This window comes from Azospirillum sp. TSH20 (genome assembly GCF_003115935.1).
Lineage (GTDB): Bacteria > Pseudomonadota > Alphaproteobacteria > Azospirillales > Azospirillaceae > Azospirillum.
On sequence record NZ_LGQU01000032.1, the window covers coordinates 74,841 to 100,218 of the forward strand.

At 68.9% G+C, this 25,378-nt stretch carries 22 protein-coding genes; 5 read left to right on the forward strand and 17 right to left on the reverse strand.

Annotation, left to right across the window (positions count from 1 at the left end):
• The first annotated feature begins 114 nt into the window (after positions 1 to 114).
• The 3 genes from TSH20_RS09525 to TSH20_RS09535 all read left to right on the forward strand — a co-directional run bounded on the left by TSH20_RS09525 (position 115) and on the right by TSH20_RS09535 (position 4,123).
• On the forward strand, positions 115 to 687 hold the full coding sequence (locus tag TSH20_RS09525) for a peroxidase-related enzyme (protein ID WP_109074497.1): 573 nt from the start codon (positions 115 to 117) through the stop codon (positions 685 to 687).
• 42 nt (positions 688 to 729) lie between these two features.
• Positions 730 to 2,481 carry a signal peptide peptidase SppA gene (gene sppA / locus TSH20_RS09530; protein WP_109074498.1) on the forward strand — a complete coding sequence of 584 codons (1,752 nt, stop codon included), beginning with the start codon at positions 730 to 732 and terminating at the stop codon, positions 2,479 to 2,481.
• An 85-nt stretch (positions 2,482 to 2,566) separates the two neighbouring features.
• The gene (locus tag TSH20_RS09535; protein ID WP_109074499.1) at positions 2,567 to 4,123 is read left to right on the forward strand and encodes an MDR family MFS transporter; all 1,557 of its coding nucleotides are present in this window, start codon (positions 2,567 to 2,569) and stop codon (positions 4,121 to 4,123) included.
• A gap of 19 nt (positions 4,124 to 4,142) precedes the next feature.
• On the opposite strand, the gene TSH20_RS09540 is transcribed toward TSH20_RS09535, so the two are convergent.
• The 5 genes from TSH20_RS09540 to TSH20_RS09565 all read right to left on the reverse strand — a co-directional run bounded on the left by TSH20_RS09540 (position 4,143) and on the right by TSH20_RS09565 (position 10,112).
• Positions 4,143 to 5,246, reverse strand: coding sequence for an AI-2E family transporter (locus TSH20_RS09540; protein ID WP_109074500.1), 1,104 nt, complete (start codon positions 5,244 to 5,246; stop codon positions 4,143 to 4,145).
• Between the two features lie 252 nt (positions 5,247 to 5,498).
• A complete protein-coding gene (locus TSH20_RS09545) occupies positions 5,499 to 6,929 on the reverse strand; it encodes an ATP-binding protein (RefSeq protein ID WP_247871288.1) in 1,431 nt (476 codons plus the stop codon).
• 228 nt (positions 6,930 to 7,157) lie between these two features.
• Complete coding sequence (locus tag TSH20_RS09555; RefSeq protein WP_109074503.1) at positions 7,158 to 7,838, reverse strand: response regulator transcription factor; 681 nt, start codon at positions 7,836 to 7,838, stop codon at positions 7,158 to 7,160.
• Positions 7,839 to 7,948: 110 nt separating this feature from the next.
• The gene (locus tag TSH20_RS09560; protein WP_109074504.1) at positions 7,949 to 9,535 is read right to left on the reverse strand and encodes a DegQ family serine endoprotease; all 1,587 of its coding nucleotides are present in this window, start codon (positions 9,533 to 9,535) and stop codon (positions 7,949 to 7,951) included.
• 157 nt (positions 9,536 to 9,692) lie between these two features.
• A complete protein-coding gene (locus TSH20_RS09565) occupies positions 9,693 to 10,112 on the reverse strand; it encodes a secondary thiamine-phosphate synthase enzyme YjbQ (protein ID WP_109074505.1) in 420 nt (139 codons plus the stop codon).
• Positions 10,113 to 10,250: 138 nt separating this feature from the next.
• Between TSH20_RS09565 and TSH20_RS09570 the strand changes: the two genes are divergently transcribed.
• Both TSH20_RS09570 and TSH20_RS09575 read left to right on the forward strand, forming a co-directional pair.
• Positions 10,251 to 10,712, forward strand: coding sequence for a carbon monoxide dehydrogenase subunit G (locus TSH20_RS09570; protein ID WP_109074506.1), 462 nt, complete (start codon positions 10,251 to 10,253; stop codon positions 10,710 to 10,712).
• Positions 10,713 to 10,821: 109 nt separating this feature from the next.
• Positions 10,822 to 11,442: a nitrogen fixation protein NifQ gene (locus TSH20_RS09575; RefSeq protein ID WP_247871287.1), complete on the forward strand. Its 621-nt coding sequence runs from the start codon at positions 10,822 to 10,824 to the stop codon at positions 11,440 to 11,442.
• 6 nt (positions 11,443 to 11,448) lie between these two features.
• Here the strand turns inward: TSH20_RS09575 and TSH20_RS09580 are convergent, their stop codons facing one another.
• The 12 genes from TSH20_RS09580 to aroQ form a co-directional block, all read right to left on the reverse strand.
• Complete coding sequence (locus tag TSH20_RS09580) at positions 11,449 to 11,787, reverse strand: hypothetical protein (RefSeq protein ID WP_109074508.1); 339 nt, start codon at positions 11,785 to 11,787, stop codon at positions 11,449 to 11,451.
• A complete protein-coding gene (locus tag TSH20_RS09585) occupies positions 11,784 to 12,188 on the reverse strand; it encodes a response regulator (protein WP_109074509.1) in 405 nt (134 codons plus the stop codon). The genes TSH20_RS09580 and TSH20_RS09585 overlap by 4 nt, the downstream gene beginning before the upstream one ends.
• 135 nt (positions 12,189 to 12,323) lie before the next feature.
• Complete coding sequence (locus TSH20_RS09590) at positions 12,324 to 12,872, reverse strand: response regulator (RefSeq protein ID WP_199231946.1); 549 nt, start codon at positions 12,870 to 12,872, stop codon at positions 12,324 to 12,326.
• Positions 12,778 to 13,764 (reverse strand): hypothetical protein, encoded by a 987-nt coding sequence (locus TSH20_RS09595; RefSeq protein ID WP_109074511.1) that lies wholly within the window; start codon positions 13,762 to 13,764, stop codon positions 12,778 to 12,780. Before TSH20_RS09595 ends, TSH20_RS09590 begins: the two co-directional genes overlap by 95 nt.
• An 18-nt stretch (positions 13,765 to 13,782) precedes the next feature.
• Positions 13,783 to 15,186 (reverse strand): diguanylate cyclase, encoded by a 1,404-nt coding sequence (locus TSH20_RS09600; RefSeq protein ID WP_109074512.1) that lies wholly within the window; start codon positions 15,184 to 15,186, stop codon positions 13,783 to 13,785.
• Between the two features lie 12 nt (positions 15,187 to 15,198).
• Entirely contained in the window at positions 15,199 to 15,636 is a 438-nt protein-coding gene (locus TSH20_RS09605) for a response regulator (RefSeq protein WP_085089060.1), read from the reverse strand.
• Positions 15,636 to 17,297: an ATP-binding protein gene (locus tag TSH20_RS09610; RefSeq protein WP_109074513.1), complete on the reverse strand. Its 1,662-nt coding sequence runs from the start codon at positions 17,295 to 17,297 to the stop codon at positions 15,636 to 15,638. Before TSH20_RS09610 ends, TSH20_RS09605 begins: the two co-directional genes overlap by 1 nt.
• Positions 17,294 to 19,801: a PAS domain S-box protein gene (locus TSH20_RS09615; protein ID WP_146205376.1), complete on the reverse strand. Its 2,508-nt coding sequence runs from the start codon at positions 19,799 to 19,801 to the stop codon at positions 17,294 to 17,296. Before TSH20_RS09615 ends, TSH20_RS09610 begins: the two co-directional genes overlap by 4 nt.
• Before the next feature lie 211 nt (positions 19,802 to 20,012).
• Entirely contained in the window at positions 20,013 to 22,496 is a 2,484-nt protein-coding gene (locus TSH20_RS36125; protein WP_109074515.1) for a methyl-accepting chemotaxis protein, read from the reverse strand.
• Positions 22,497 to 22,994: 498 nt separating this feature from the next.
• On the reverse strand, positions 22,995 to 24,335 hold the full coding sequence (gene accC, locus TSH20_RS09625; RefSeq protein WP_109074516.1) for an acetyl-CoA carboxylase biotin carboxylase subunit: 1,341 nt from the start codon (positions 24,333 to 24,335) through the stop codon (positions 22,995 to 22,997).
• 19 nt (positions 24,336 to 24,354) lie between these two features.
• Positions 24,355 to 24,804: an acetyl-CoA carboxylase biotin carboxyl carrier protein subunit gene (locus TSH20_RS09630; RefSeq protein WP_109074517.1), complete on the reverse strand. Its 450-nt coding sequence runs from the start codon at positions 24,802 to 24,804 to the stop codon at positions 24,355 to 24,357.
• A 22-nt stretch (positions 24,805 to 24,826) separates the two neighbouring features.
• Positions 24,827 to 25,276 carry a type II 3-dehydroquinate dehydratase gene (aroQ, locus tag TSH20_RS09635; protein ID WP_014247329.1) on the reverse strand — a complete coding sequence of 150 codons (450 nt, stop codon included), beginning with the start codon at positions 25,274 to 25,276 and terminating at the stop codon, positions 24,827 to 24,829.
• Between the last annotated feature and the right edge of the window lie 102 nt (positions 25,277 to 25,378).

The window sequence follows — 25,378 nt, forward strand, 5'->3', positions numbered from 1 at the left end:
GCACAACCGCGCCCGATTGGCGAGCGGCAAGCGGAACGGGAGACAAACCGGCCGGCCGCGGTTACCCTCCCCCCGCCGGAAGGCCCAACAATCAATCAGGAGAGGAACCGCCCGATGCCGCAACCCGATCACGTCATGGCCCTGCCCCTGCCGGAGAAGCCGGACCTCGACCCCGACATGCAGGTCCTGTTCGACAAGTGCAATGAGAAGCTGGGTTTCGTGCCCAACGTGCTCCAGGCCTACAGCCTGCGGCCGAAGAAGCTGCGCAACTTCGCCATGCTCTACAACGAACTGATGCTGGGCGAGAGCGGTCTCAGCAAGCTGGAGCGCGAGATGATCGCCGTCGTCGTCTCCTCGGCCAACCATTGCTATTATTGCCTCGTCGCCCATGGGCAGGCGGTGCGCAAGCTGTCCGGCGATCCGGAACTGGGCGAGATGCTGGTCGCCAACTACCGCGTCGCCCCGCTGGAACCGCGCCAGCGCGCCATGCTCGATTTCGCCTGGAAGCTGACCGAGAACCCGATGTCGGTGGGCGAGGCGGACCGCGAGGCGCTGCGCGCCGTCGGATTCAGCGCGGAGGACATCTTCGACATTGCCGACACGGCCGCCTTCTACAACATGTCCAACCGTCTGGCGACCGCGGTGGACATGATCCCGAACCGCGAGTACCACAGCCAGGATCGTTAAGGCCGCTTATCGCCTTCGTCGAGGTCACACAGGGTAGGAATCATGGCGATCGTCCGTTTCTTCGTCCGTCTGTTCGCGCTCATCGGCCTGCTTCTGGTGGCCGGCGCGGTGACGGTGGCGGTGCTGGTGGTGCGTCATGAACCCACCCTGCCCGATGCGGTGGTGCTGGACCTCGACCTGACCAAGCCGCTGGCGGAGAGCGACAGCGGCAAGATCGGCAGCCTGTTCGAACACCACACCACACTGCGCGAGGTGCTGGACGCGCTGGACGGCGGCCGGCGCGACCCGCGTGTGAAGGGCGTGCTGGCCCGCTTCGGCGACGACAGCATCGGCTTCGCCCAGACTCAGGAGCTGCGGACCGCCATCGAGCGGTTCCGGGCGTCGGGCCGTTTCGCCGTCGCCTTCGCCGAGGAATATGGCGGGGCCGGAGCGGGCAACCGCTCCTACCTGCTGGCCAGCGCCTTCGACGAGGTCTGGCTGCAGCCGATGGGCACGCTCGGCATCACCGGGCTGTCGGCGGAGCTGCCCTTCGCGCGCGGCGCCCTCGACCAGCTGGGCGTGCAGCCGGACTTCGCCCAGCGCGAGCAATACAAGAGCTTCGCCGAGACCTTCACCAAGTCCGGCATGACCCCGGCCAACCGCGAGATGATGGAGGCGCTGGTCACCGATCTCGGCAACCAGCTGGTCGACGGCATCGCCAAGAGCCGGCGCCTCGCCCCCGCAATGGTCAGGGCCGCCATCGACAAGGCGCCGCTGCTGAGCAAGGAGGCTCTCGACCAGAAGTTCGTCGACCGGCTCGGCTATGCCGACGAGGCGCGCGACGAGGCACTGAAGCGGGCCGGCGCCGGGGCGGAGGCGATGGAGCCGGCCGATTACCTGTCGGTCGCCGGCAGCCCGAACGGCAAGGGGCCGACCATCGCCCTGATCCACGCCGTCGGCACCATCACCGGCGGCGAGAGCGGCAAGCCGGCACTGGGCGGCACCTCCGCCGGGTCGGAGACCATCGTCGACGCCATCGAGGAGGCGGCCGACGATCCCGACGTGCGCGCCATCCTGTTCCGCATCGACAGCGGCGGCGGCGCCGTCTCGGCGTCCGAGGCGATCCGCCGGGCGCTGGTCCGGGCGCGGCAGAGCGGCAAGCCGGTGGTCGCCAGCATGGGCGACACCGCCGCGTCGGGCGGCTACTGGATCGCGCTCGCCGCCGACCGCATCGTCGCCTCCCCCGCCACCATCACCGGGTCGATCGGCGTCGTCGCCGGCAAATTCGCCATCGGCGGCCTGTCCGACAAGCTGGGCATCCAGTGGGACCGGGTGCAGGGTGGACGCAATGCCGGCATGTGGTCGCCGCTGCGTCCCTTCGACGACAGCGAAACCGAACGGCTGAACGCCATCATCGACGACACCTACGCCAACTTCCTGCAGCGGGTGGCCGAGGCCCGGCACATGACGCCCGAACAGGCGCGCGGCGTCGCCAAGGGCCGTGTCTGGACGGGAGCCCAGGCGCGCGAACTCGGGCTCGTCGACGATCTCGGCGGGCAGGAGCAGGCGCTGACCCTGGCCCGCACCGCCGCCGGCCTGTCGCCCGACGCTTCGGTGACGCTGGCCCCCTACCCGCCGCCGAAATCCATGACCGACCAGCTTCTGGATCTGGTGTCCGGCAAGGGCGAGCTTGTCGGCGCGCTGGCCGCGGCGGCGGAACTGCGCCCGCTGCTGGCCCATCTGCGCCCCCTGCTGACCGCCACCCAGGCCGACGGCGTGCAGGCCCGCATGCCGGCGATGACGCTGGAGCGGTGAGTCCAAGCAGTCAGAAAATCCCCTCTCCCCGGAAGGAGAGGGGGATATTTCCGCTCAAAGACCTCAACGTCCGAGACGACCGATCATGACAGAGACCGCCGCCAGCCCGTCGCAAGCCGCCGCCGACCATCCCGTCTTCACCCACCAGGAAATCCTGCGGGTGTTCAGCGGGGTGGCGCTGGCGATGCTGATGGCGGCGATGGACCAGACCATCGTCGCCACCGCGCTGCCGACGATGGCCAGCCAGTTCGGCGGGCTGGAAATGCTGCCCTGGGTGGTCACCGCCTATCTGCTGACCTCGACCACCACGACGCCGATCTACGGCAAGCTGTCGGACCTCTATGGCCGCAAGCGGGTGCTGCAGACGGCGATCATGCTGTTCCTGGCCGGTTCGCTGCTGTGCGCGATGGCGCAGAGCATGACCCAGCTGATCCTGTTCCGCGGCCTGCAGGGTCTGGGCGGCGGCGGGCTGATGTCGCTGGCCTTCACCATCATCGGCGACGTGGTCGCCCCGCGCGAACGCGGACGCTACCAGGGCATGATCGGCGGCGTCTTCGCGCTGGCCAGCGTCGCCGGGCCGCTGCTGGGCGGCATCTTCACCGAGACCATCGGCTGGCACTGGATCTTCCTCATCAACCTGCCGCTGGGCGTCGCGGCGTTCGCCATGACGCGCAGCACCCTGTCGCGACTGCCCGCCGGCCGGGCGAAGCCGCGCATCGATCTGGCCGGGGCGGCGCTGCTGACCGGTGCGGTGACCAGCCTGCTGATCGTCGCCACCCGCGGCGAAGCCATGGGCTGGGGCAGCCCGGCGGCGCTCGGCCTGCTGGCGGCCGGCCTCGTCATGCTGGTGGTCTTCCTGTGGCACGAGCGGCGGATCGAGGAGCCGATCCTGCCGCTGCACCTGTTCCGCCGTCCGGTGGTGGCGGTGGCGACGCCGGTGGTCGCCGTGTCGGCGATGGTGCTGTTCGCCGGCATCGTCTATCTGCCGCTGCACCTCCAGCTGGTGCAGGGGACCAGCGCCACCGTGTCGGGGCTGCTGCTTCTGCCGCTGGTGCTCGGCATGACCTTCGGGTCGGTCGGCGGCGGACGGCTGATCGCGAAGACCGGCCGCTACAAGGTCTTCCCGCTGGCCGGGCTGGCTCTGTCGGGCGCGATGTACGCGCTGCTCGGCACCCTGCCGGAGCTGGCGGCGGACGGGCTGTGGTCGACGCTGATCCTGGTGCCGCTGGGCATGGGGCTGGGGCTGGTGATGCCGGTGATGACGGTGGCCGTTCAGAATGCGGTGGAGCAGCGCGACCTCGGCGCCGCCACCGCGTCGGTCGGCTTCTTCCGCTCGCTCGGCGGGTCGGTCGGCGTCGCGGTGTTCGGCGCCGTCTTCAACGCCGTGGTGTCCGACCGGCTGGAAGGCGCCGGCCTGTCCGGCCGCTCGGTTCTGGACCATGGCGCCGCCGCCCTGGCCACCCTGCCCCCGGCCGCCCGCAGCGGGGTTGTGGCGACGCTGGAGCATGGCTTCGCCACCCTGTTCCTGCTGGCCGCGGCGCTGGCGGTCGTCTCCTTCGCCATGACGCTGTTCCTGAAGGAGCTGCCGCTGCGGTCCGCCGATCCGCGCCGTTCCAAAGCCGCCCCGGCGGCGGAAGGCTGACCGGTCGGGACCGGTGGACCTATGATTTGTCCCCCTGCGATTTGTCGCTGGGGAAGTGCCGGGGCTGCCCCAGCTTGTCCTCGATATAGAGCATGTTGACCATCACCAGCGCGACCACCGCCATCGGCGTCGCCAGGAACATGCCAAGGATGCCGAACAGCACGCCGCCGGCGGCGATGGCGCCGATGGTGACCACCGGCGGCAGATCGACCACCCGCTTCTGCAGCAGCGGGGTGACGAGGTTCCCCTCGACCTGCTGGATGACCAGATAGAGCCCGGCGACCCACAGCGCGTCCTGCGGCGACTGGGCGAAGGCGATCATCAGCGCCGGCGCCGCCGCCAGGAAGGGGCCAATCAGCGGAATGAACTCCAGCAGCGCCGCCACCAGCCCCAGGGCCGGCGCCGACGGAATCCCCAGCAGCAGCAACCCGACGACCGTCAGGGTGCCGACCGCGGCCATCGCCACCAGCTGTCCGATCAGCCATTTCCACAGGCTGTCGCCGACCACGTCCATCACCTCGCAGGCCCGTTCCTGGCCGCGCGGCGGCACCAGCAGGACGACGCCGCGCTGGTAGACGCCGGGCGATGCCGCCAGATAGAGCGCCGCGAACATCACCACCACCGCATCGCCGACGATATAGACGAGGGTGGAGGCGAAGCTGCCGAGCTGGTTCATCCAGGGCCACTCCTTGCCCTGCTCCACGATGCGCTCGCGCCAGCTGTCCGGCAGCAGTCCGCTGGCTTTGACCACCTGATCGCGCAACTGGTCGAACTGCGCCGCCATCGAAGTGCCCATCAGCCAGGCGCCGCCGCCGACCAGAACCACCAGCACCAGAAGCACGATGGCCAGCGCCCAGCCGTGGGCCAACCCGGTCCACCGCCGCACATAGCCGGTCAGCCGCTGCAGCAGGATGGCGAACAGAACGCCGGTGAAGATCAGCAGGAGCGTGCCCGACACCTTCCACAGGAAGATTCCCAGCGCCGCCACCCCGGCGACGATCAGCACCTTCCAGGTGAAGACGGCCAGTTCCCCGCGCCCGGCACGCGCCGGCGGCTCGTCCTGCGTCGCCCCGCCGCCCGGCTTGGCGACATGGTGAGCGGTGGGCCTGCTGGGTATCGCCATCTTTCGAAACTCCCGCACTTGGCGCCGCCCTGACGGACGGCCTTCGGGGAGAACGCGCAAAGACCGTCGACGTTGCGGAAAGTCAACAGGCTAGGTCGTCGGCGATAGTCCGAAAATGGGTATGGAAGCAGCCGGGCGCCGCCCCATATCAAATGTGACGCCAAGGAGTCATTCTCGCTGATGTCACTTGAAGAGCCCGCCCCCCGGCGGGCTTTTTTTTGGCCGCCATCCGGGGAGCCGAACGTTCCGCCCTTACCGCCGGGCTTCCGGCGGGAAGACCAGGGTGACCTTCAGCCCCGGCTCGTTGTCGCTCAACTCCAGCCGGGCGCCGTGCAGCGTCGCCACCGCGTCCACCAGACTGAGCCCCAGCCCGTTGCCGGGCGAAGCGCGGGCGGTGTCCAGCCGCACGAAGCGCTGCAGGACCTTGTCGCGCATCTCCGCCGGGATGCCGGGGCCGCTGTCGGCGACCTCGATGCTGGCGGCGCGGCCGGGGGCCGACCCGTCGAGCACCAGCGTGATGACGCCGCCCTCCGGCGTGTATTTGATGGCGTTGTCCAGCAGGTTCGACACCGCCTGCGCCAGAAGCTGGCCGTTGCCGCGGACGGTCGGCTTGCCGCGGATGGCCACCGACAGGCGCTGCCCGCGCTCATCCGCCACCGGTTCGTAGAGGTCGGCGGCCAGTTCGACCACCTCGGCCAGATCGACCGGAACGAAGTCCTGACGCTTGGCGCCCGATTCCGCCTCGGCGATCGACAGCAGGGCGGTGAAGGTGGCGAGCAGCCGGTCGGCCTCGACGATGGTATCCTGCAGGACGCTGCGGTAGACCTCCGGGTCCTCCGTCTCGTGCAGAAGCGCCAGCTCGATGCGGGAGCGCAGGCGGGTCAGCGGCGTGCGCAGGTCGTGGGCGACGCTGTCGGTCACCTGCCGCATGCCGGTCATCAGCCGTTCGATGCGGTCCAGCATGGCGTTGAGGTTGCCGGCCAGCCGGTCCATCTCGTCGCCGCCGCCGAAGCGGGGAACGCGGTCGCTCAGGTCGCCGCTCATGATCTGGCGGGTGGTGCGGTTGATCGCTTCGATCCGCCGCATGGCGCCGCGGCTCATCAGCAGCCCGCCCCCCAGCCCGAGCAGGGCGGTGGACCCCAGGATCCAGCCCAGCGAGCGGAACATGCGGGTGCGCAGCTGGTCGATCTCGCTCATGTCGCGGCCGACCAGCAGGCGGAACTGCCCCGGCAGCGTGAAGGTCACCGCCTGCGCCGTCGACGGGCGGTCGGTGACCCCGCCATAGTCGGCGACCTTGAAGTGGGTCCAGCCGGTGGCGTTGGGCACCGCCGCCGGCCAGCCCGACAGGTTGCCGGCCAGGATCGTCCCGGCCGGCGTCGTCAGCAGATAGATGGAGTTGTTGTTGGCGACCGCGCTGCGCGTCCGCACCACGTCGATGAGCCCGGACAGTCCGTAATTGCGGTAATGGTCCTGCAGGCCGGCGACCTCCAGCGCGATGGTCTCGCCGATCTCCTGTTCGAGGAAGCCCGCCGTGGTGCGATAGACGACGCCGAGGATCAGCCCGACCGACAGGACGAACATCGCCAGATAGAGCAGCGCCAGCCGGAACGCCGTGGCCCGCACCAGCCGAAAGCCCGCGGCGACGAAGCCGTGCAGGCCGGCGGAATGCGTCTCTCCCCTCAACAAGGGTTTTCCCCCTCCGAGAAGAGGCCCTCTCCCCCCCGCTCACGCGCAAACTTCGTTTGCGCTGACGCGACAGGCGGACCATCGGTCCGCCGATAGCGGGGAGAGGGTTGGGTGAGGGGGATGCATTGCGAGGAGCGTCCGGCAGGCGGTTCCCCCTCACCCTGCCCTCTCCCCGGGGGGGAGAGGGGAATCGCCGCCGTCAAAAGCCAAACTCCATAAAGTCTTTTAGGCCTCCGCCGCGCGCAGGCTGTAGCCGGCGCCGCGCACGGTGTGGATCAGGGGGGTGGGAAAGTCCTTGTCGATCTTCTGGCGCAGACGGGCGATGTGCACGTCGATCACGTTGGTCTGCGGATCGAAGTGATAGTCCCACACATTCTCCAGCATCATGGTGCGGGTCACCACGCTGCCGGCGTTGCGCATCAGATATTCCAGCAGCGAGAATTCACGCGGCAGCAGGTCGATCGCCTTGCCGGCCCGCTTGACGCTGCGCGACAGCAGGTCGAGTTCCAGGTCGCCGACGCTGAGGCGGGTCTGCGGCTGGCCGGCGCCGCGCCGGCGCACCAGCACCTCGATCCGGGCCAGCAGTTCGGAAAAGGCGAAGGGCTTGGTCAGGTAATCGTCGCCGCCGGCCTTCAGCCCCTTCACCCGGTCGTCGACGCTGCCCAGCGCCGACAGGAACAGCACCGGCGTGTCGTTGCCGGCCGCCCGCAGCACCTGGACCAGTGACAGCCCGTCGCGGCCGGGCAGCATGCGGTCGACGACCATCACGTCGTAATGCTCGGCCCCGGCCAGGAACAGGCCTTCCTTCCCGTCGTTGGCGACGTCCACCACATGGCCAGCCTCCTTCAGCCCCTTCGCAAGGTAGCTGGCGGCCTGGCGATCATCTTCGATGACGAGAATCTTCATGAGCACGAGTGTAGCCTCCCAAAACAGCCCGGCCAAGCACGACAAGATGCCCCCTCTCCCCAGGGGGGAGAGGGGACTCTTACGGCGTTAAGAACAGACCGGACTTTGCCTCACGCCTTCAGCTTCAGCGCGACGAAGGACTCGTTGCCCTGGCGGTTGATCAGCATCAGCAGCGCCTTCTGCCCCGCCTTCTCGGCCTCCGCCACCCGGTGGCGGACGTCGGCCGGGCTCTTCACCTCGGCGTCACCGACCCGTTCGATCACGTCGCCGGGGCGGATCGGCACATCGACGCTGGAGGACAGGCCGGTGACCACCACACCCTGGACAGCATCGTCGATGCCCAGCCGCTTGCGCGCGGCCCGGTCCAGCGGGGCGAGCTTCAGCCCCTTCACCGGCGCGACCTCCTCCTGCCCGGCAGGGCTGTTGCCGGTGTCGGCCGAGGCGACCTGCGGCTGGTCGGACAGGCGGTCGATGCGCACCGGAACCGTCTTTTCGCGGCCGTCGCGCAGGATCTTCATCTCGACCGTATCGCCGGCCTTGGTCTCCGCCACGTTGCGGGTCAGGTCGCGCAGGGTGTTGACCGGCTTGCCGGCATAGGACAGCACGACATCGCCCTGGCGCAGGCCGGCGCGCTGGGCCGGGCTGTCGGCGGTGACGTCGGCCACCAGGGCGCCCTTGGCGCTGGGCAACCCCACACTATCAGCAATATCCGGCGTCACCTCCTGGATCTTCACGCCGAGCCAGCCGCGCTCGACCTTGCCGCTGTCCTTCAGCTGGGCCACCACCTCCTTGGCGAGGTTGGCGGGAATGGCGAAGCCGATGCCGACCGAGCCGCCATTGGGCGAATAGATGGCGGTGTTGATGCCGATCACATGGCCGCTGAGGTCGAAGGTCGGGCCGCCCGAATTGCCGCGGTTGATGGCGGCGTCGAGCTGGAAGTAATCGTCGTACGGACCGCTGTGGATGTCGCGGCCGCGGGCCGACACGATGCCCTTGGTGACGGTGCCGCCCAGCCCGAACGGGTTGCCGACCGCCATCACCCAGTCGCCGACGCGGGTCTTGTCGCTGTCCGCCCATTCGACCGAGGGCAGCGGCTTGTCCGACTTCACCTTCAAGAGGGCGAGGTCGGTCTTGGCGTCGCGGCCGATCAGCTTGGCCGGCATGGCGGTGCCGTCCTGCAGGGTGACGGTGATCTCGCTGGCGCCGTCGATGACGTGGTTGTTGGTCACGACATAGCCGGCCGGGTCGATGATGAAGCCGGAGCCGAGCGCACCCATCTTGCCGCGCGGCGCCTGTTCCTGGTCATCCTGGCCGCCGCCGGGGCCGCCATTCGGGCCCATCTGGTCCTGGAACTGGCGGAAGAACTCTTCGAACGGCGAACCGGGCGGGAAGCCGGGGATCTGCGGGCCGCGCTGAGCCCGCGGGTCGGCCTTGGCCTCCTGGGTGGCGGAGATGTTGACGACGGCGGGGCTGACCTTCGCCGCGAGGTCGGCGAAGGTGGAAGGCGTGTCCTGCGTCATCGTGACGGCGGGGGGCGTGGCGCCGTTCTGCTGGGCCTGCGACACCGCCCAGCCGGCCAGCGCCGGAGCCGTCAGCACGGTCGAACCCAGCAGCAGGGCGGCGACGGTCCGGCGAAAACGGCCCGGACGCTGGGTCTGGTTCGGGGTCTGGCTCTGGGTGGGAGGAAGGGTGGTCATGACGGCGACACTCCAATCAGGCGATTCCGACTTCCGGGAGGCGATGGCCGGCCTTCAGACCGCCGCACCGCCTCACCGCTGTTGTCCTGAACATAGGGAACCGCCCTTCACCGGCGCCTTGCGACCGGATGAAAGATATTTCAGGCAAGGATGCGATTCAGTCGCCGATCAGGTGCAGCGCGATCTCGCGCCGGTGCGGCCGGGCGCGATGTTCGAACAGGTAGATGCCCTGCCAGGTGCCCAGCGCCGGCTCCCCTTCCATCACCGGGATCGACAGGCTGACGCCGGTCAGGGCCGAGCGGATGTGGGCGGGCATGTCGTCCGGCCCCTCGGTGGTGTGGGCGTAGAGCGACGGGTCCTCCGCCACCAGACGGCGGAAGAAGCGCAGCAGGTCGGCCTGCACGTCGGGATCGGCATTCTCCTGGACGGTCAGGGATGCCGAGGTGTGGCGGCAGAACACCGTCAGCAGCCCGGTGTCCATGCCCTGCTCCGCCACCCAATGCCGCACCTGGGCGGTCACCTCGACCAGCCCGGCGCCGCGGGTGGGGACGGTCAGCGTCGTGGCGGCTTGTCGCATGGCTTTCGATCTCCGTCTTTTTCACTGGCTTGGCTCAAGGGCCAAGCAATACCAGATGTCATGGCCCGAACGGATTGGCCGGGATGATTCGGCCCGGCAAAACTGTTGTACCGGGACGGCAAGGAAGGAAGAGCGCGCATGGACATCACCGGCACCCACAGCGTCCCCGGACCGCGCGACCGCGTGTTCGCGGCGCTTTGCGACCCGGGGGTGCTGATGCGCTGCATCCCGGTTCTGGAAGAGATGGAGCGGCTGTCCGCCACCGACTATGCCGCGCGGGTGCGCACCACCCTTGGGCCGATGAAGGCGCGCTTCTCGGGCCGGCTGCGGCTGGAGCCGGAGGACGGCGCCCACCGCTACCGGCTGGTCGCCCAGGGCAACGGCGGGCTGGCCGGAGCGGTGAAGGGCGAGGCGCTGGTGGTGCTGGAAGAGGCGGACGGGCGCACCCTGCTGACCTACAGCCTGTCGGTGGCGCTGGGCGGCGCGGTCGGCCGGCTGGCGGTGAAGCTGGTGCAGGCCAAAACCGACCGTGTGCTCGCCGGCTTCTTCGAACGTTTCGCAGCGGAGATCACGGCGGAGATCGACGGGCCAGCCGGCTGATGCGGCGCAATGCCGCAGTGCCGGCAGGCGAGCAGTGCCTTTCGCAGGTGCAGCATGATGGGTCAGGATAACAGGCGTCGCGGGTGCTCTTTGCCGGTGGAGATGCCGAGTGGTCCTGTCCCAGCCCACTGCCCAAGCCCTTGCCCAAACCGCTGCCCAAACTCCCGCTGCTGACGAGGTTGCCGCCGACCGCATGATCTTCGGCCGGATCCTGGCGCTGGCCGCCGCCGATCCGGTGCGGACGATGACCCAGGCGCTGGCGCTGACCAAGGCGGAACTGGCGGAGCTTGCGGCGCGTCACGCCCCGCAACTTGCCGATACGGTCGCCGCCCTGTCCGACGGGGACGAAGCCGGCGAGGACGCCATCGAGGAGGCCGACCTGCGCGCCTTCCTGGCCGAGCATGGCGCGCGGGGGGCGGACGAGGAGCGCTGGCTCGCCGCCATCCTGGCCCGCCGGTCGCTGGAGCCGAACCATCTTTGGCAGGATATGGGCTTCCACGACCGCGGCGAACTCAACCTCCTGTTCCAGCGGCATTTCCCGGCGCTGGTGGCGATGAATGCCGGCGACATGAAATGGAAGAAGTTCTTCTATCGCCAGCTATGCGAGCGCGAGGGGCTGATGCTGTGCAAGTCCCCCAACTGCGAGGTGTGCGACGACGTGGAGGTCTGCTTCGGCGAGGAGGCCGGCGATCCGCTGTCCACCCTCTCCCGCCTCGCACGTGGGGGGTAATGGGAGTCAGCGCGGCTGCGCGCCCAGATCCTCGAAGGTCAGGCCCTTGTCGGTGCGGCGGAAGCGACCCTTGCCGTTGACGGTCAGCGGCGGCTGGCCCGGCTGCGGCACGAAGGTGGCGGCGTAATAGCAGTCATATTGGCCGCCATTGTCCTGCCCGCCCTTCAGCTTCGCGTCGACGCAGCCCTGCTTGCGGAAGTCCTCGAAGGCGCGGAAGCCGGCATTGCCCTGCCGCTCCAGCGTGCGGCGGGTGTGCGCCTCCACCAGCTTGCGCATGTCGCCCTCCGACGGCTCGCCGGAGCAGGCGGCGAGCAGCAGCGTGGCGAGCAGGATGGCGTGTCTCACCGTCCCCCCAGCAGCCTGTCCACCCGCTCCTTCAGCGCGGAGAAGGAGGGCGGCTTGACCACGAAGCCGTTGACGCCCAGCGCCATCGCCTGCTTCACGATCTCCGATTCGGTGTGGTTGGTCAGGAACACCACAGGGGCGCGCGGGTTGGCGGCCTCCGTGCTGGCGCGCAGGCGGGCCAGGAACTGCAGGCCGGAAACCGGCTTCATGTCGATGTCGCAGACGATCAGGTCGGGGTTGACGCGGATCGATTCCCGCATCGCCGTCTCACCGTCCTCGGCCTCCGCCACGTCGCGGAAACCGATCTGGGCCAGGATCTGGACGATGGTGCGACGGACGAAGGGCTGGTCCTCCACGACCAGGATACGATGCCGGGAATAGTCGATCACCTGCATGTCCATCCGCAATCCTCCGGCCAGATCACCGCTTTCCACTGATACCGTCCGAACCGGCGGCCGGCAACCGATGCTCGGTTACCATGGAGTGGAATATGGTTTTGCTTCTGTAAAATTTTCGACAATTTGCACCGCCCGCGGCTATCCGCCGACCTGCACCCGGCCGGGGAACAGGCGCTCCAGCACCGCGCGCAGACGATCCATGGTCAGCGGCTTGTGCAGGCAGTCGTCCATGCCGGCGTCGCGGCACTGCGCGTCGTCCTCGGCATCGGTGCCGGCGGTCAGCGCGACGATCGGCACGCGGCCGGCCTCCCCCGGCAGGGCGCGGATGGCGCGGGAGGCCTCAAGGCCGTCCATCACCGGCATCTGAACGTCCATCACGATCAGGTCGAAGCGCTTGTCCGTCGCGGCGGCCAGCCCCTGCGCCCCATCCTCCGCCGTCGTCACGCCATGGCCCAGCGCCTTGAAGAAGCCGGCGGCGACCAGACGACCGATCGGATTGTCCTCCACCAGCAGCACCGACAGGGCGGCCGGCCGCTCCATCCGGCGGACGGGGATGCGGATGACCATCCCCTCCCCCGCCCCGCTCTCCGGACTATCGGGCAGCAGGCGCCCCCGCAGCCGCCGCAGCGCCGGCTGGATCGCCGCCAGCAGCAGCGGGCGCAGCCGCGGATCGCCCCGTCGACGCACCGACAGCTCCGCCCCGTCGACGCACCGACAGCTCCGCCCCGTCGTCGACCGGGCGCACCCCCAGCGACACCGAAGCCCCCGCCTCCGCCGTCAGCAGCGACAGCAGCGCCCGCAATGCGGCGGCATCGCCGGTGAAGCACTCCTCCGCCCCGCCTTCCACCGTCACCGCCCCGACGCCGTCCGCCAGTGCGGCGAGCGTCAGGCTTTCCTCCACGGCGGCCTCCCGCCCGACCGGGCGCAGGGCCGACAGGGTGGCGCGCAGGGCGGCCCCCGCCAATTGGACCGCGATCAGGCGCTCCTGCTGGCGCGGCAACAGCGGCGATTCCAGCGCGGCGGAGGTCAGCGCCATCATCGGGTCGAGCGCCGCCGCCACCGCGTCCCCCGCGGCGTCGAGCAGCGATTGCGCCTCTCCCCGTGCCCGCTCCGCCTCGGCCAGCGCCACGCGCAGCCGGTTCTCCCGCATCTGCCGCCGGCGGGCGGCCGACACCGCGGCCCTCAGGCACTCGGCAGTGAGGTCGCCGGCCGGCAAGGCGTCCTGCGCCCCGGCCGCGATGAAGCCCGCGACCTCATCCCGCGCATCACCCTGGCCCCCACCCAGAGCGTCCGGCAGCAGCACCACCACCGCCGGTGCCGGGTCCAGCCGGGCCAGCGCCTCGACCGCCGCCACGGTGGGGGCATCCAGCAATACCACCGTCTCGCCCGACGCCGCACCGCCGCCGCGCAGGCGGTCCAGCGCCGCGGCCACGGTCTCCACCCGCGCCGGCGCTCCGAAGACCGGAGCGTAGCGCCGGGCAAGCGCCGCCTGCGAGGACACCAGAAGAACCGGCTCCGGGGTCTTCGCCGTTGCAGCCGCCATTTCAGTGGTCCGCTGGGTCAAGGTTCCTTCGGTCATTTTTCCTCGACGATGCCGTCAGCTCGCGATGGACATGGGGCCGGACGCGGCGGCGAAGGCCGGGCCCGGATAGCCGTCGCTGACGACGATGCGGTTGCGGCCCGCCGCCTTCGCCTCGTAGAGCGCCCGGTCGGCGCGGCCCAGCGCGCGTTCGATGCTGGACTCCTCGTCGCCGCACATGGCGACGCCGATGCTGACGGTCATGCGCAGGCATCCATGCCTATGGTCGCCGGGGACGATCGGCACCTCGGCCAGCGCCAGACGCTGACGCAGCCGTTCGGCCACCTCGGTTGCCGAAGCCAGCGGGGTTTCCGGCAGGATGATGGCGAACTCCTCGCCGCCCAGCCGGCCGATATGGTCGGTGTCGCGCAGCTCGTCGCGGCAGACCTCCGCCAGCCTGACCAGGGCATGGTCGCCCACCGCATGGCCGTGGGTGTCGTTGATCGCCTTGAACCGGTCGATGTCCAGCATCAGCACCGACACCGGCCGGCCATAGCGGCGCAGCCGCGCCATCTCGACCTCGGCCAGCTCCAGGAAGCGGCGGCGGTTGTTCAGCCCGGTCAGCGGATCGGTGGTCGCCATGCGGCGCAGTTCGCTCTCCACCCGCTTGCGTTCCGACACGTCGCGGATCACGGCGGTGAACAGCAGGCCATGGGCGTGGTGCAGCTTGGCGATCGACACCTCCGCCGGAAATTCCTGGCCATCGGCGGTCAGGCCCAGGACCTCGCGGCGGTTGGTCATCACCTGGGCCTGGGTCTCCGACACGCTGAAGTCGGCGATGTGCGCGTCATGGTCCGGCCGGAAGCGTTCGGGGATCAGCAGCGACAGCGGACGGCCGAGGATGTCGTCGGCGTCATAGCCGAACAAGCTTTCCGCCGCCCGGTTGAACAGGGTGATGTTCAGGTTGGCGTCGGTGGTCAGGATGGCGTCCTGCGCCAGCCCGATGATGCCCTGCAGCCGCTCCTCCGACAGGCGCAGTTCCTCCTCCAGCCTTTTCCGGGCCATGGCGTGCTGGACGGCGCGCCACATCAGCGGCCCGTCGGTCTGCCCCTTGACCAGATAGTCCTGCGCGCCGTGGGCCAGGATATCCAGCGCGAAATCCTCGTCGTCATAGCCGGTCAGCACCACCAGCGGCAGCGACGGCGCGTCGGCATGCAGGCGGGTTACCGTCTCCAGCCCGAAACTGTCGGGCAGCGACAGGTCGAGAAGCACCACGTCGCAGGCATTGCGGTGCAGCCAGGCCCGCGCCTCCTTCAGCGAGGTGGCGCGCGCAACGCTGGCGCGGCGGGCATAGGGCGTCAGCGACCGGGTGACCAGACGCGCGTCGGCATCGTCATCCTCGACCAGCAGAATGGCGGTGCGGCCCTGCTCCTGGTCGGCAGTGTCGGATAAGAGCGGCTTGCCGGATAAGGCGATGGACATGGCGGACCTCCCTCACCGTGGCAGCCGGACGACACGGAACCAGTATTCCTCGATGCTCTTCACCGCATCGAAGAAGGCGTCCATGTCCATCGGCTTGGTGATGAAGCTGTTGGCGCCCAGCAGATAGCTGGCGTTCACGTCGCGGTCGACGTCGGATGTGGTGAGGATCACCACCGGAATGGTCTTCAGTTCGTCGTCCGCCTTCAATTCCTGCAGCACCTCGCGGCCGTCCATCCGCGGCATGTTGAGGTCGAGCAGGATCAGGTCCGGGCGGGCGGCGCCGGCGAAGGAGCCCTGGCGGCGCAGATACTCCATCGCCTCCACCCCGTCGCGGACATGGCCGACGTTGCACAGGATGCGCCCGTCGCGCAAAGCGCGCTTGGCGAGGCCGGCGTCGGCCGGATCGTCCTCGACCAGCAGGATCTCGAAGGGGGTGGTCAGGTCCTGCATCACGGGAATCCTCGGAAGGCGGGGGTGGGCAGATGGATGGAAAAGACGCTGCCGATGCCGGGGCTGGAAACGACGGTGATGCGGCCGCCCAGCCGCTCCACCATCTTGCGGGCGATGGCCAGCCCCATGCCGGTGCCGGGATGCTCGTCCCGCGAATGCAGGCGCCGGAACACCTCGAAGATCTGGTCGCGGTAGCGCGGGTCGATGCCGATGCCGTTGTCGCGCACGTCGATCACGTCATGGCCATTGACCCGCCGGTGGGAGACGTGAACCTCCGCCGGGCGGTCGGGATGGCGGTATTCGATGGCGTTGCCGATCAGCACGATGAAGATCTCGCGCAGGCGCCGCTCGTCGCCCTGCACCTCCGGCAGGTCCGCCGCCGTCACGGTGGCCCCCGCTTCGGCGATGCGCCGCTTCAGCGCGCTCAGCGCGGCCCTCAGCGCGTCGCCCGCCGGCACGACGACGCCGCCCAGCGGCACCCGGTCCTCCGCCAGGAACAGCTGGACGTCGCGCAGCAGCATCTTCAGCCGTCCGGCGCCCTCGACGATCTCGCGGATGAAGCCCTCGCTCTCGTCGTCCAGCTTGCCCTTCTGCTGCTTCTCCAGAAGCTGGGCATAGCTGGCGATGGCGCGCAGCGGCTCCTGCAGGTCATGGGCGGCGGCATAGGCGAATTGCTCCAGCTCGTTCTTGGCGCGGCCAAGCTCGGCGGTGCGCAGGTCGACCTGCCTTTCCAGCGAATAGCGGCGGCTGACCGCCATGAAGGTGATCGCCTCGGTCAGCAGGGCCAGCAGCAGGAAGGCGGCCTGGAACCCGCGGAAGGCCGGGTCGGCATGGGCAAGCCCCTCCCAACTGCTGCGCGGAGCCAGCGCCAGATCCCACTGGCCTTCCGGCAGGTTGATCCGCTCGACCAGCGGGTCGTTCCTCATCACCAGGGCGTCGCCGGCCACCCGCTGCCCGGAGTCGGTCACCAGGGCGAAGGTCAGATGCGGCGGCACCCGGTCGAACCGCACCTCCTTCAGGATGGCGTCGACATCGAACACCAGTCCGACCGCGCCCCAGGGCTTGACCGGCCCTCCCTTATCCAGCCCATAGACGATCTGGCGGGCGATCAGCCCCCGCCCGCCCTGCAGCAGGTCGACCGGGCCGTGGATGGTCACGTCACGGCTGATGATGGCGCGCTGCACCGTCTCCGCGAAGCCGGGACGGGAATCCTTCAGCAGGTCGTTGCCCAGGACCTTCTCGTTGCCCTCGACCGGATAGACGATGCGGACGACGAAATCCGGGGCGGCGGAAATGTTGCGCACCCCCACCACCGAGCGCCGCAGGCTCTCCGCATAGCGCGGGAACTGGTCGGCGAGGTTGCCGGCGCCGGATGCCACCTCGACGAAGGCGGTCAGGCCGCGGACCAGGGCGAGACGCTCGTTCAGCGCGCTGGACAGGGTGCTGGCCAGCGAGGAGGCGGTCAGCCCTGCGCTGGCGCGGTATTCGGCCACCAGGACGCGGACATAGACGTCGCCCATCCAGAGATAGCTCAGCACCAGCACCAGAGTCACCGCGGCCTGGAGGGCGGCGAGCTTCCAGATGCGCCGTGCGTCGGACAGCAGCCGGCGCAGAAGCACCGGAAGCGGCCGGCGCAGCGCGGGCGATGGCTGCATCGTCATTGCGGGCTCGGGGCCTCCCCGCCCCGCTCTCCACCCTTCTTCCCCTGCCCGTCCAGGGCCGGCAGGACCATGCGGAACAGGCTGCCGCAAGGGCGCCCGTCCTCGCCACGCAGATCGTCCGCCCCCTCGCCGGGAAGGTCGTCGACCCACAGCCGGCCGCCGTGATGCTCGACGATCTTCTTGCAGACCGCCAGTCCGACGCCGGTGCCCTCATATTCGTCGCGGCGGTGCAGCCGCTGGAAGATGCCGAAGACACGCTCGCGGTCCTCGGCGGCGATGCCGATGCCGTTGTCGCGGATGTCGATCCGCCAGACGGCGACGCCATCCTGCCGGTCCGCCGCCACGGCGACGCGCACGATGGGCGAACGGCCGGGCTCGCGGTACTTCACCGCGTTGCCGATCAGGTTCTGGAACAGCCGCATCAGCTCGTTGTCGTCGCCGGCCACCGTCGGGGTCATACCAACGCCGGCCATCTCGACAGTCACCGTGGCGCCGGCGTCCTGGACCGCCACCTCCAGGTTCAGCAGCGCGAGACGCAGCGGCTCCTCCAGCGGCACCGGCCGGAAGGGCTTGGCCTTGCGCCCGACCCGCGAATATTCCAGCAGGTCGACGATCAGCCGGTCCATGCGCTGGGCGCCGTCGCGGGCGAAGTCGATGCACTCCCGCGCCTCCTCGTCCAGCGACGTGCCCAAGCCCCGCTCCAGCAGGGTCAGATAGCTGGTGATGACGCGCAAGGGCTGGCGCAGGTCGTGCGAGGCGACGTAGGCGAAGGCCTCCAGCTCGGCGTTGGAGCGTTCAAGCTCGCGCGTCTTGCGGCGAAGGGCGTCGGCGGCCAGGCAGCGTTCGGTGATGTCGTGGATCAGCGACATCAGCATGGTGCGGCCATGCACGACGATGTTGCTGATATAGACCTCGACATCGCGAACCTCGCCGGAGGCCAGCCGGTGACGGAACTGGAAATGCCGCTGTCCGGCGCTGCCCGCGTGATGCAGGTCCCGCTCGACCTCGGTGCGCGGGGCGGCATTGATGTCCTGGATATGCATGCTGCGCAGCCGGTCGAGCGGATAGCCGTAGAACTCCGCCGCCGCCGGGTTGGCGTCGACGATCCGCCCATCCGCCGGGTCGACCAGCAGCTTCACCGCGCAGCTGGCGACGAAAATCTGCTCGAACAGTTGCTGCCGTTCCAGCAGGGCCTGTTCGGCATGCTTGCGCTCGCTGATGTCCATCACCGCGCCGACGATCCCGGCCGGCTTGCCGCCGGTCCGGCAATAGACCGCCTTGGAGAACAGCACGTCGCGCAGCGTCCCGTCGGCGCAGCGCAACTGCGTCTCGTAGCTCTGCGGCTTCTGGTCGGCCAGCAGGGCCTTGTCCACCGCCTCGTCGGCCTCGGCGATGTGCGGCGGGGCGAGATCGAAGACGGTGCGGCCGAACAGCGCCTGCCGGTCGATGCCCATCCAGCGTTCGAAGGCGCTGTTGGCGTCGACGTAATGGCCCATCACGTCCTGCACGAAGATCGGCACCGGCACCGTGTCCAGCAGCACGCGCTGGAAGCCGGCGCGGTCGTTCAGCGCCTGTTCGGCGCGCCAGCGGACGGTCACGTCCTCCACCACCCAGACATAGCCGCGCTCGGGATCGCCCGCCTTCACCGACCGGCCGATCAGACGGCAACGGATGCCGGCGCCGTCGGCGCGGCGCATCGCCACCTCCTCGTCGAACTGGCCGCCGGCCTCCATCCGGGGATACGCGCGCCGGCCCACCTCCTCGAACACCCCGTCGTCGCCGTAGATGACGCGGGCGCTGCAGCCGACGATGTCCTCCAGCCGGTGCTGGAAGGTGGCGGCCACCGATTTGTTGACGCGGCGGATCACCCGGTCGCGGTCGACCAGCAGGACGCCCACCGGCGCGTTGTCGAGAATGGCGTCCAGCTGCAGCCGGCTTTCGGCCAGTTCCTCCTCGATGCGTTTGCGGGCGGTGATGTCGACATGGGTGCCGATCATGCGGGACGGACGGCGCTCCGCATCCCAGCTCATCACCCGGCCGCGGTCGAGTATCCAGAGCCACGCCCCCGACTTGGCGCGGACCCGGTGTTCGCATTCATAGACCGGGCGCTCGCCCGACAGATGCGCCGCCAGGGACGCCTCGACCAGCGGCAGGTCATCGGGATGCACGCGGGAGCGCCAGAATTCGACATGCGGCGGCACCTCGTCCGGCGTGAAGCCCAGCATCGTCTGCCATCGCGGGCTGTACCACACCGCGCCACTGGCCATGTCCCAATCCCACAGCCCGTCACCGGCGGCGTCGGTCGCCTGATACAGCCGCGGAACCGCCGCCGCCTGCCGGCCGCGCCGCCAGCGCAGGCGGGTGCGGGGCGTCCGTCCGGCCCCCGCCGCGGCGTTCGACGGCGTTGCATTCGGGGGGCCGGCAACGGTCTGGAGCAGTCCCGAACGCGAAGCGTCCTGCTCGGGACACTCCATCAGGGGGGACAAGGCTGTGGTGTTGACCATGGATGGGGCCGGCCCTCGATTCCGTGCAGGCGGCGGGACGCGTGAACGAGCACAGGATCCCGGCGACAAGCCCAATAATACTCCTTCACCCCCTAAGGACTCCCTTGCGAAATTGTCACAGGGGAGCATTCCTCAACCTAGGGAATGGAGAATACACGCAAAGTTCCGCGTCGACCACTGTTGGTAAGGCGCTGGATACTGCCGGAACTGTTCAGGCCGCCACGTCGACCGGCGAACGATCCTTCGTGGCGATCTCGACGGCCCGGACGAAGTCGCGCGACATCGTCTCGCCATCGAAGGCGAGATGGATGCGGTTATGCTCCACCGCCTTGACCGCGACCGTCGTCTCGGCGCCATAGCGGTCCAAGCGCAGCTTGCCGGTGGCGCCCGCCAGGGAACCGCCGTCGGTCGCCGTCACCGGGTCGATCATCGCGCCGCCGATGGACAGGTTGCGCACGGTCACCGCCAGTCGATCGCCGCCGATCAGCAGCGTCCCCGTCTCTTCCACCTGATAGCGCGGCTTGCGCCGGCGGTCGGCGTCGCCGGTGGAGGTGCGGACGATGCGGACCAGCACCATGCGCAGGCTCTCGATGGAGCGGGCGACGTCGCCGGAGCCGTGCTTGACCTGGGTGGCCTGCTCGCCGGTGCGGTCGGCCTCCTCCGACACCGCGGCGATGCGGTGCGACACCTCCTGCGCCGCAGTGGAGGTCTCCACCACGTTGCGGCTGATCTCCTGGGTGGCGGCCGACTGCTCCTCCATCGCCGCGGCGATCGAACCGGCGATGTGGTCGATCTCGGCGATGGTCTGGCCGATCTCCTCCACCGCCTGCACCGCCTGATCGGTCACCGACTGGATGGCGGTGATCTGGCGCGTGATCTCCTCGGTCGAGGAGGCGGTCTGGTTGGCGAGGTTCTTCACCTCCTGCGCCACGACGGCGAAGCCCTTGCCGGCCTCCCCCGCCCGCGCCGCCTCGATGGTGGCGTTGAGCGCCAGGAGATTGGTCTGGCCGGCGATGGACTGGATCAGGTTCACCACCTCGCCCACCTTCGCCACCGTCTCCGACAGGGAGCGGATGGTGGCCTGGGTGTGGTGGCCGCTTTCCACCGCGCGGCGGGTCACCGCGTTGGAATGGGCGATCTGCGAGGAAATCTCGCGGATCGAGGCGGCCAGCTGCTCGCTGGCGGCGGCGACGGTCTGGGCGTTGGCCAGCGCCTGGCCCGCAGCCGACGCCACGGTCTGGGCGTTGATGCTGACCCGCTCGGCCGAGCCGGACATGCCTTCGGCGTCGTTGGCCATGGCGCCGGTGCGCTGGGCCACCTCCTCCACCGCACGGCCGGCTTCGCGCTCCACGGTGGAGGCCATGGACTCCAGCGCGCGGCGCCGCTCCTCGTCGGCCTGACGGGCGCGTTCGACGCGCTCCTGCACGGCGTAGCACAGCCGGGCCTTCAACCCGCGCAGCTGCCCGGCGATGGGATGGAACTCGACCGCCGTCGGCAGGTCGATGATGTGGGTCTGGTCGTTGCGGGCGATGGCGTCGAAATCGGTCGAGAAGTCGGCAAGCGGCCGCCGCACGGTGCGCAGCAGCATGAAGCCGCAGAGCACCGCCGCCACCAGCACCGCCAGCCCGGCGGCCACCGCGAAGACCAGATGCCAGCGGAAATCCTCCAGCGCCCCCTCATATTCGCCACGGGCAACGGTCAGCTGCAGCTGCAGCAGGTCCTTGTTGGTCTGGAAGGCGGCCTGGAACAGCGGATAGATGCGGTCGCGGACCATCACCTCCAGCCGCAGCGAATCGCCCTGGCGCGCCAGCTCCACCGCCGGCTTCAATCCTTCGTTCAGGAACGCGGCGCGCTGCCTGGCGAAACGCTCCGCCAGTTCCTTCTCCTCAGGCGTCAGATGGGTGGTGAGAAAGTCCGCCCACAGCCGGTCGATGGTTGCGGCATTGCCGGAGATGCGTTGCTCCCGGCCAGCGATCACCTTGGAGTCAGTGCCGTCGCGGGTATCGATGATGAGCTGCTGCAACGTCTGCACATTGTCGCGCATATGGTCCAGGATCTGGCCGATCTGCACGGCGGGAACCGTCCGGTCCTCATACACCGTCTTCAGCGAGGCGTTGCTGTCGGACATGCCGCGCAGCGTGACGCCGCCCACAATCAGCATCGACAGGACCATGAAGGCGAAGATCAGGGTCAGCCGCCCGGTGATGCTGGCCACCCAGCGCCGCAGCGCCGCAGCGCCGCCCCGCGCCATCGCCTGGCCCTCGCGCACCGACAGATGGCCCGCCCGTCCTTCGCGAATGTCGGCGTAGAGCCGTTCCGTCGCCGCCACCTGCTCGCGCGACGGCTTGGTGCGGATGGAGATGAAGCCGGTCACCGTCCCGTCCTCCACCACCGGGGTGACGTTGGCGCGGACCCAGTAGAAGTCGCCGGTCTTGGTCCGGTTCTTCACCAGCCCTTCCCACGGCCGGCCGCCCTTGATCGTCGCCCACAGGTCGGCGAAGGCCTCCTTCGGCATGTGGGGATGGCGGATCAGGTTGTGCGGAGCCCCGATCAGCTCGTCCTCGGCATAGCCGCTGATGTCGACGAAGGCCTTGTTGACGAAGGTTATGCGGCCGCCCGTGTCGGTTCGCGACACCAGCAGCACGCCGTCTTCCATCTCGATTTCGCGGTCGGTGATCGGTTCATTGAGACGCATGGACGGAACCTCGTCGGGCAGGGGGCAGGTTCGGCGGCGCAAGGGATGCGCAGCCAGGATGCGGACCAGGGGAACACACCATCGCCGGAAAAAAGCGATGGTTCGGCACAGCTAACGGAATGGAGTTTCGTCTACCCTGGGTAGGCACCGCCCCGCACTGATGCAGATCAAGTCAGCAAGAGGTGTGCCATGCTCGCGCGGTTGACCGAAAAGCGGACTTCCGGGAAAACCCCTATGGACGGCAACGCCGGGGGGACTGGGGATTGCAGCCACCCGGCGGCGGTCATATGCATTCAGCGTCGCAATTTGCGAGAAAAAGCGCAGGCGAGCCGCCGGATTGCCAGATTGCAAAAGACCAGATGGTGGCTGGAGAATAAAGCCGGCTGTATCAGCGAAACATCATAAAAGAAAAGCCCCTCTCTCGACTTGAGGGAGGGGCTTTCAACACTGCGACAGTTCGCCGCAGCATTGTGGGCATGTAATATAGACGCGGCGGCGTCAGGACTTCGCCATCAGCTGTTCCAGCCAATGGATGTCGTAATTGCCGTCGATGAAGGCCTGCTGGGCGATGATGCGGTCATGCAGCGGCAGCGTCGTCTGGATGCCGCCGATCACATACTCTTCAATGGAGCGGCGCAGGCGCATCAGGCACTCGTTGCGGGTGGTGCCGTGGACGACCAGCTTGGCGATCAGGCTGTCGTAATGCGACGGCACGCGGTAGCCGTCATAGAGAGCCGAATCGACGCGCACGCCCAGGCCGCCCGGCGCGTGATAGCCGTCGATCTTGCCCGGCGACGGGATGAAGGTCTCCGGGTTCTCGGCATTCACCCGGCATTCGATGGCGTGGCCTTCGAAGCGGATGTCCGACTGGCCGTAGCCCAGCGGCGCGCCGGCGGCGACGCGGATCTGCTCGCGCACCAGATCGATGCCGGTGATCATCTCGGTGATGGTGTGTTCGACCTGCAGGCGGGTGTTCATTTCGATGAAATAGAACTGCCCGTCCTCGTACAGGAACTCCATCGTGCCGACGCCGCGATAGCCGATGGCCGCCGCCGTCTTCGCCGCCAGATCACCGATGAAGGCGCGCTGTTCGGCGTTCAGCGCCGGGCTCGGCGCCTCCTCGATCACCTTCTGGTGCCGGCGCTGGACCGAGCAGTCGCGCTCGCCGAAATGCACGCAGGTGCCGTGGGTGTCGCCCAGGAGCTGGATCTCGATGTGCCGCGGATGGCCGAGATACTTCTCCAGATAGACCTCGTCGTTGCCGAAGGCGGCGCGCGCCTCGCCACGGGCCAGCTGATAGGCTTCCTTCAGCTGGTCGGGGTTGCGGGCGACCTTCATGCCCTTGCCGCCGCCGCCCGCCGCCGCCTTGATCAGCACCGGATAGCCGGTCTCGTGGGCGATCTTCTCCGCATCTTCCAGCGACGTCACCGGACCGTCGGAGCCGGGCACCACCGGCAGCCCCTGCTCCATCACCGTCTTCTTGGCGGTGACCTTGTCGCCCATGATCCGGATATGCTCCGGCGTCGGGCCGATGAAGGTGAAGCCGTGCTCCTCCACCATCTCCGCGAACTGGGCGTTTTCCGACAGGAAGCCGATGCCGGGGTGGATGGCGTCGACATTGGTGATCGACGCCGCCGACAGGATGGCCGGAATGTTGAGGTAGCTGTCGCGCGCGGACGCCGGGCCGATGCACACGCTTTCGTCGGCGAGGCGGACGTGCATGGCGTCGGCGTCGGCGGTGGAATGCACCGCCACGGTCTGGATCCCCATCTCGCGGCAGGCGCGGTGGATGCGCAGAGCGATCTCACCACGGTTCGCGATCAGGACCTTTTCGAACATCGCCAAGGGAATGCCCCGCTTACTCGATGATGAGGAGAACTTCGCCGAACTCGACCGGCTGGGCGTCGGACACCAGCACCTCGGCGACGGTGCCGCCGCGCGGGGCCTTGATCGGGTTCATGACCTTCATCGCCTCGATGATCATGATGGTCTGGCCGGCCTTGACCACGTCGCCCGGACGGACGAAGGGCGTGCCGCCCGGCTCGGCCGCCAGATAGGCGGTGCCGACCATCGGCGAGGTCACCGCGCCCGGATGGTTCACCGGCTTGCCCGCCGGAGCCGCCGCGGCGACGACCGGGGCGGCCGCCAGGACCGGGGCTGCCTGGACGGCGACCGTCTGGGCGGCGGTCGGGCGGGTGACGCGGATGCGCTTTTCGCCCTCGGCGAACTCGATCTCGCTCAAGCCCGTCTCACGCAGGAGGTCCGCCAGCTTGCGGACCAGATCGCCGTCGATGTCGAAGCTCGCCATGATGTCAGTCGTTCCCGTTTCCTTAATCGCGGTCGATGATGTTCGCGATGGCGTCCAGCGCCAGAAGATACCCGTGCGGCCCGAACCCGCAGATCATCCCCCTCGCCACCGGCGAGATGTAGGAGTGATGGCGGACCGGCTCGCGCTTGAAGATGTTCGACAGATGGACCTCGATCACCGGCAGCTCCGACAGGATCAGGCTGTCCATGATCGCGACCGAGGTGTGGGTGTAGGCGCCGGCGTTGATGACGATGCCGTCATTCTCCGTGCGCGCCTGCTGGATCCACGAGACCAGTTCGCCTTCGTGGTTGGACTGCCGGAAATCCACGGTCAGACCCAGCTGATCGGCACGCTCGTGGCAGGCGGCCTCCAGGTCGTCCAGGGTCATCGACCCGTAGATTTGCGGCTCCCGCACGCCCAGCATGTTGAGGTTCGGCCCGTTGAGGACCAGAATCGACGCGTCGATGGCCACGGCCCGCGCCCCTTTTCCATGATCGAAACCGCGCGTTTATAGCACGAAGCACCGTCCTGTCCATGGCGACGGGGGCCTATGGCGCGGAAAAGCGCGGCATCG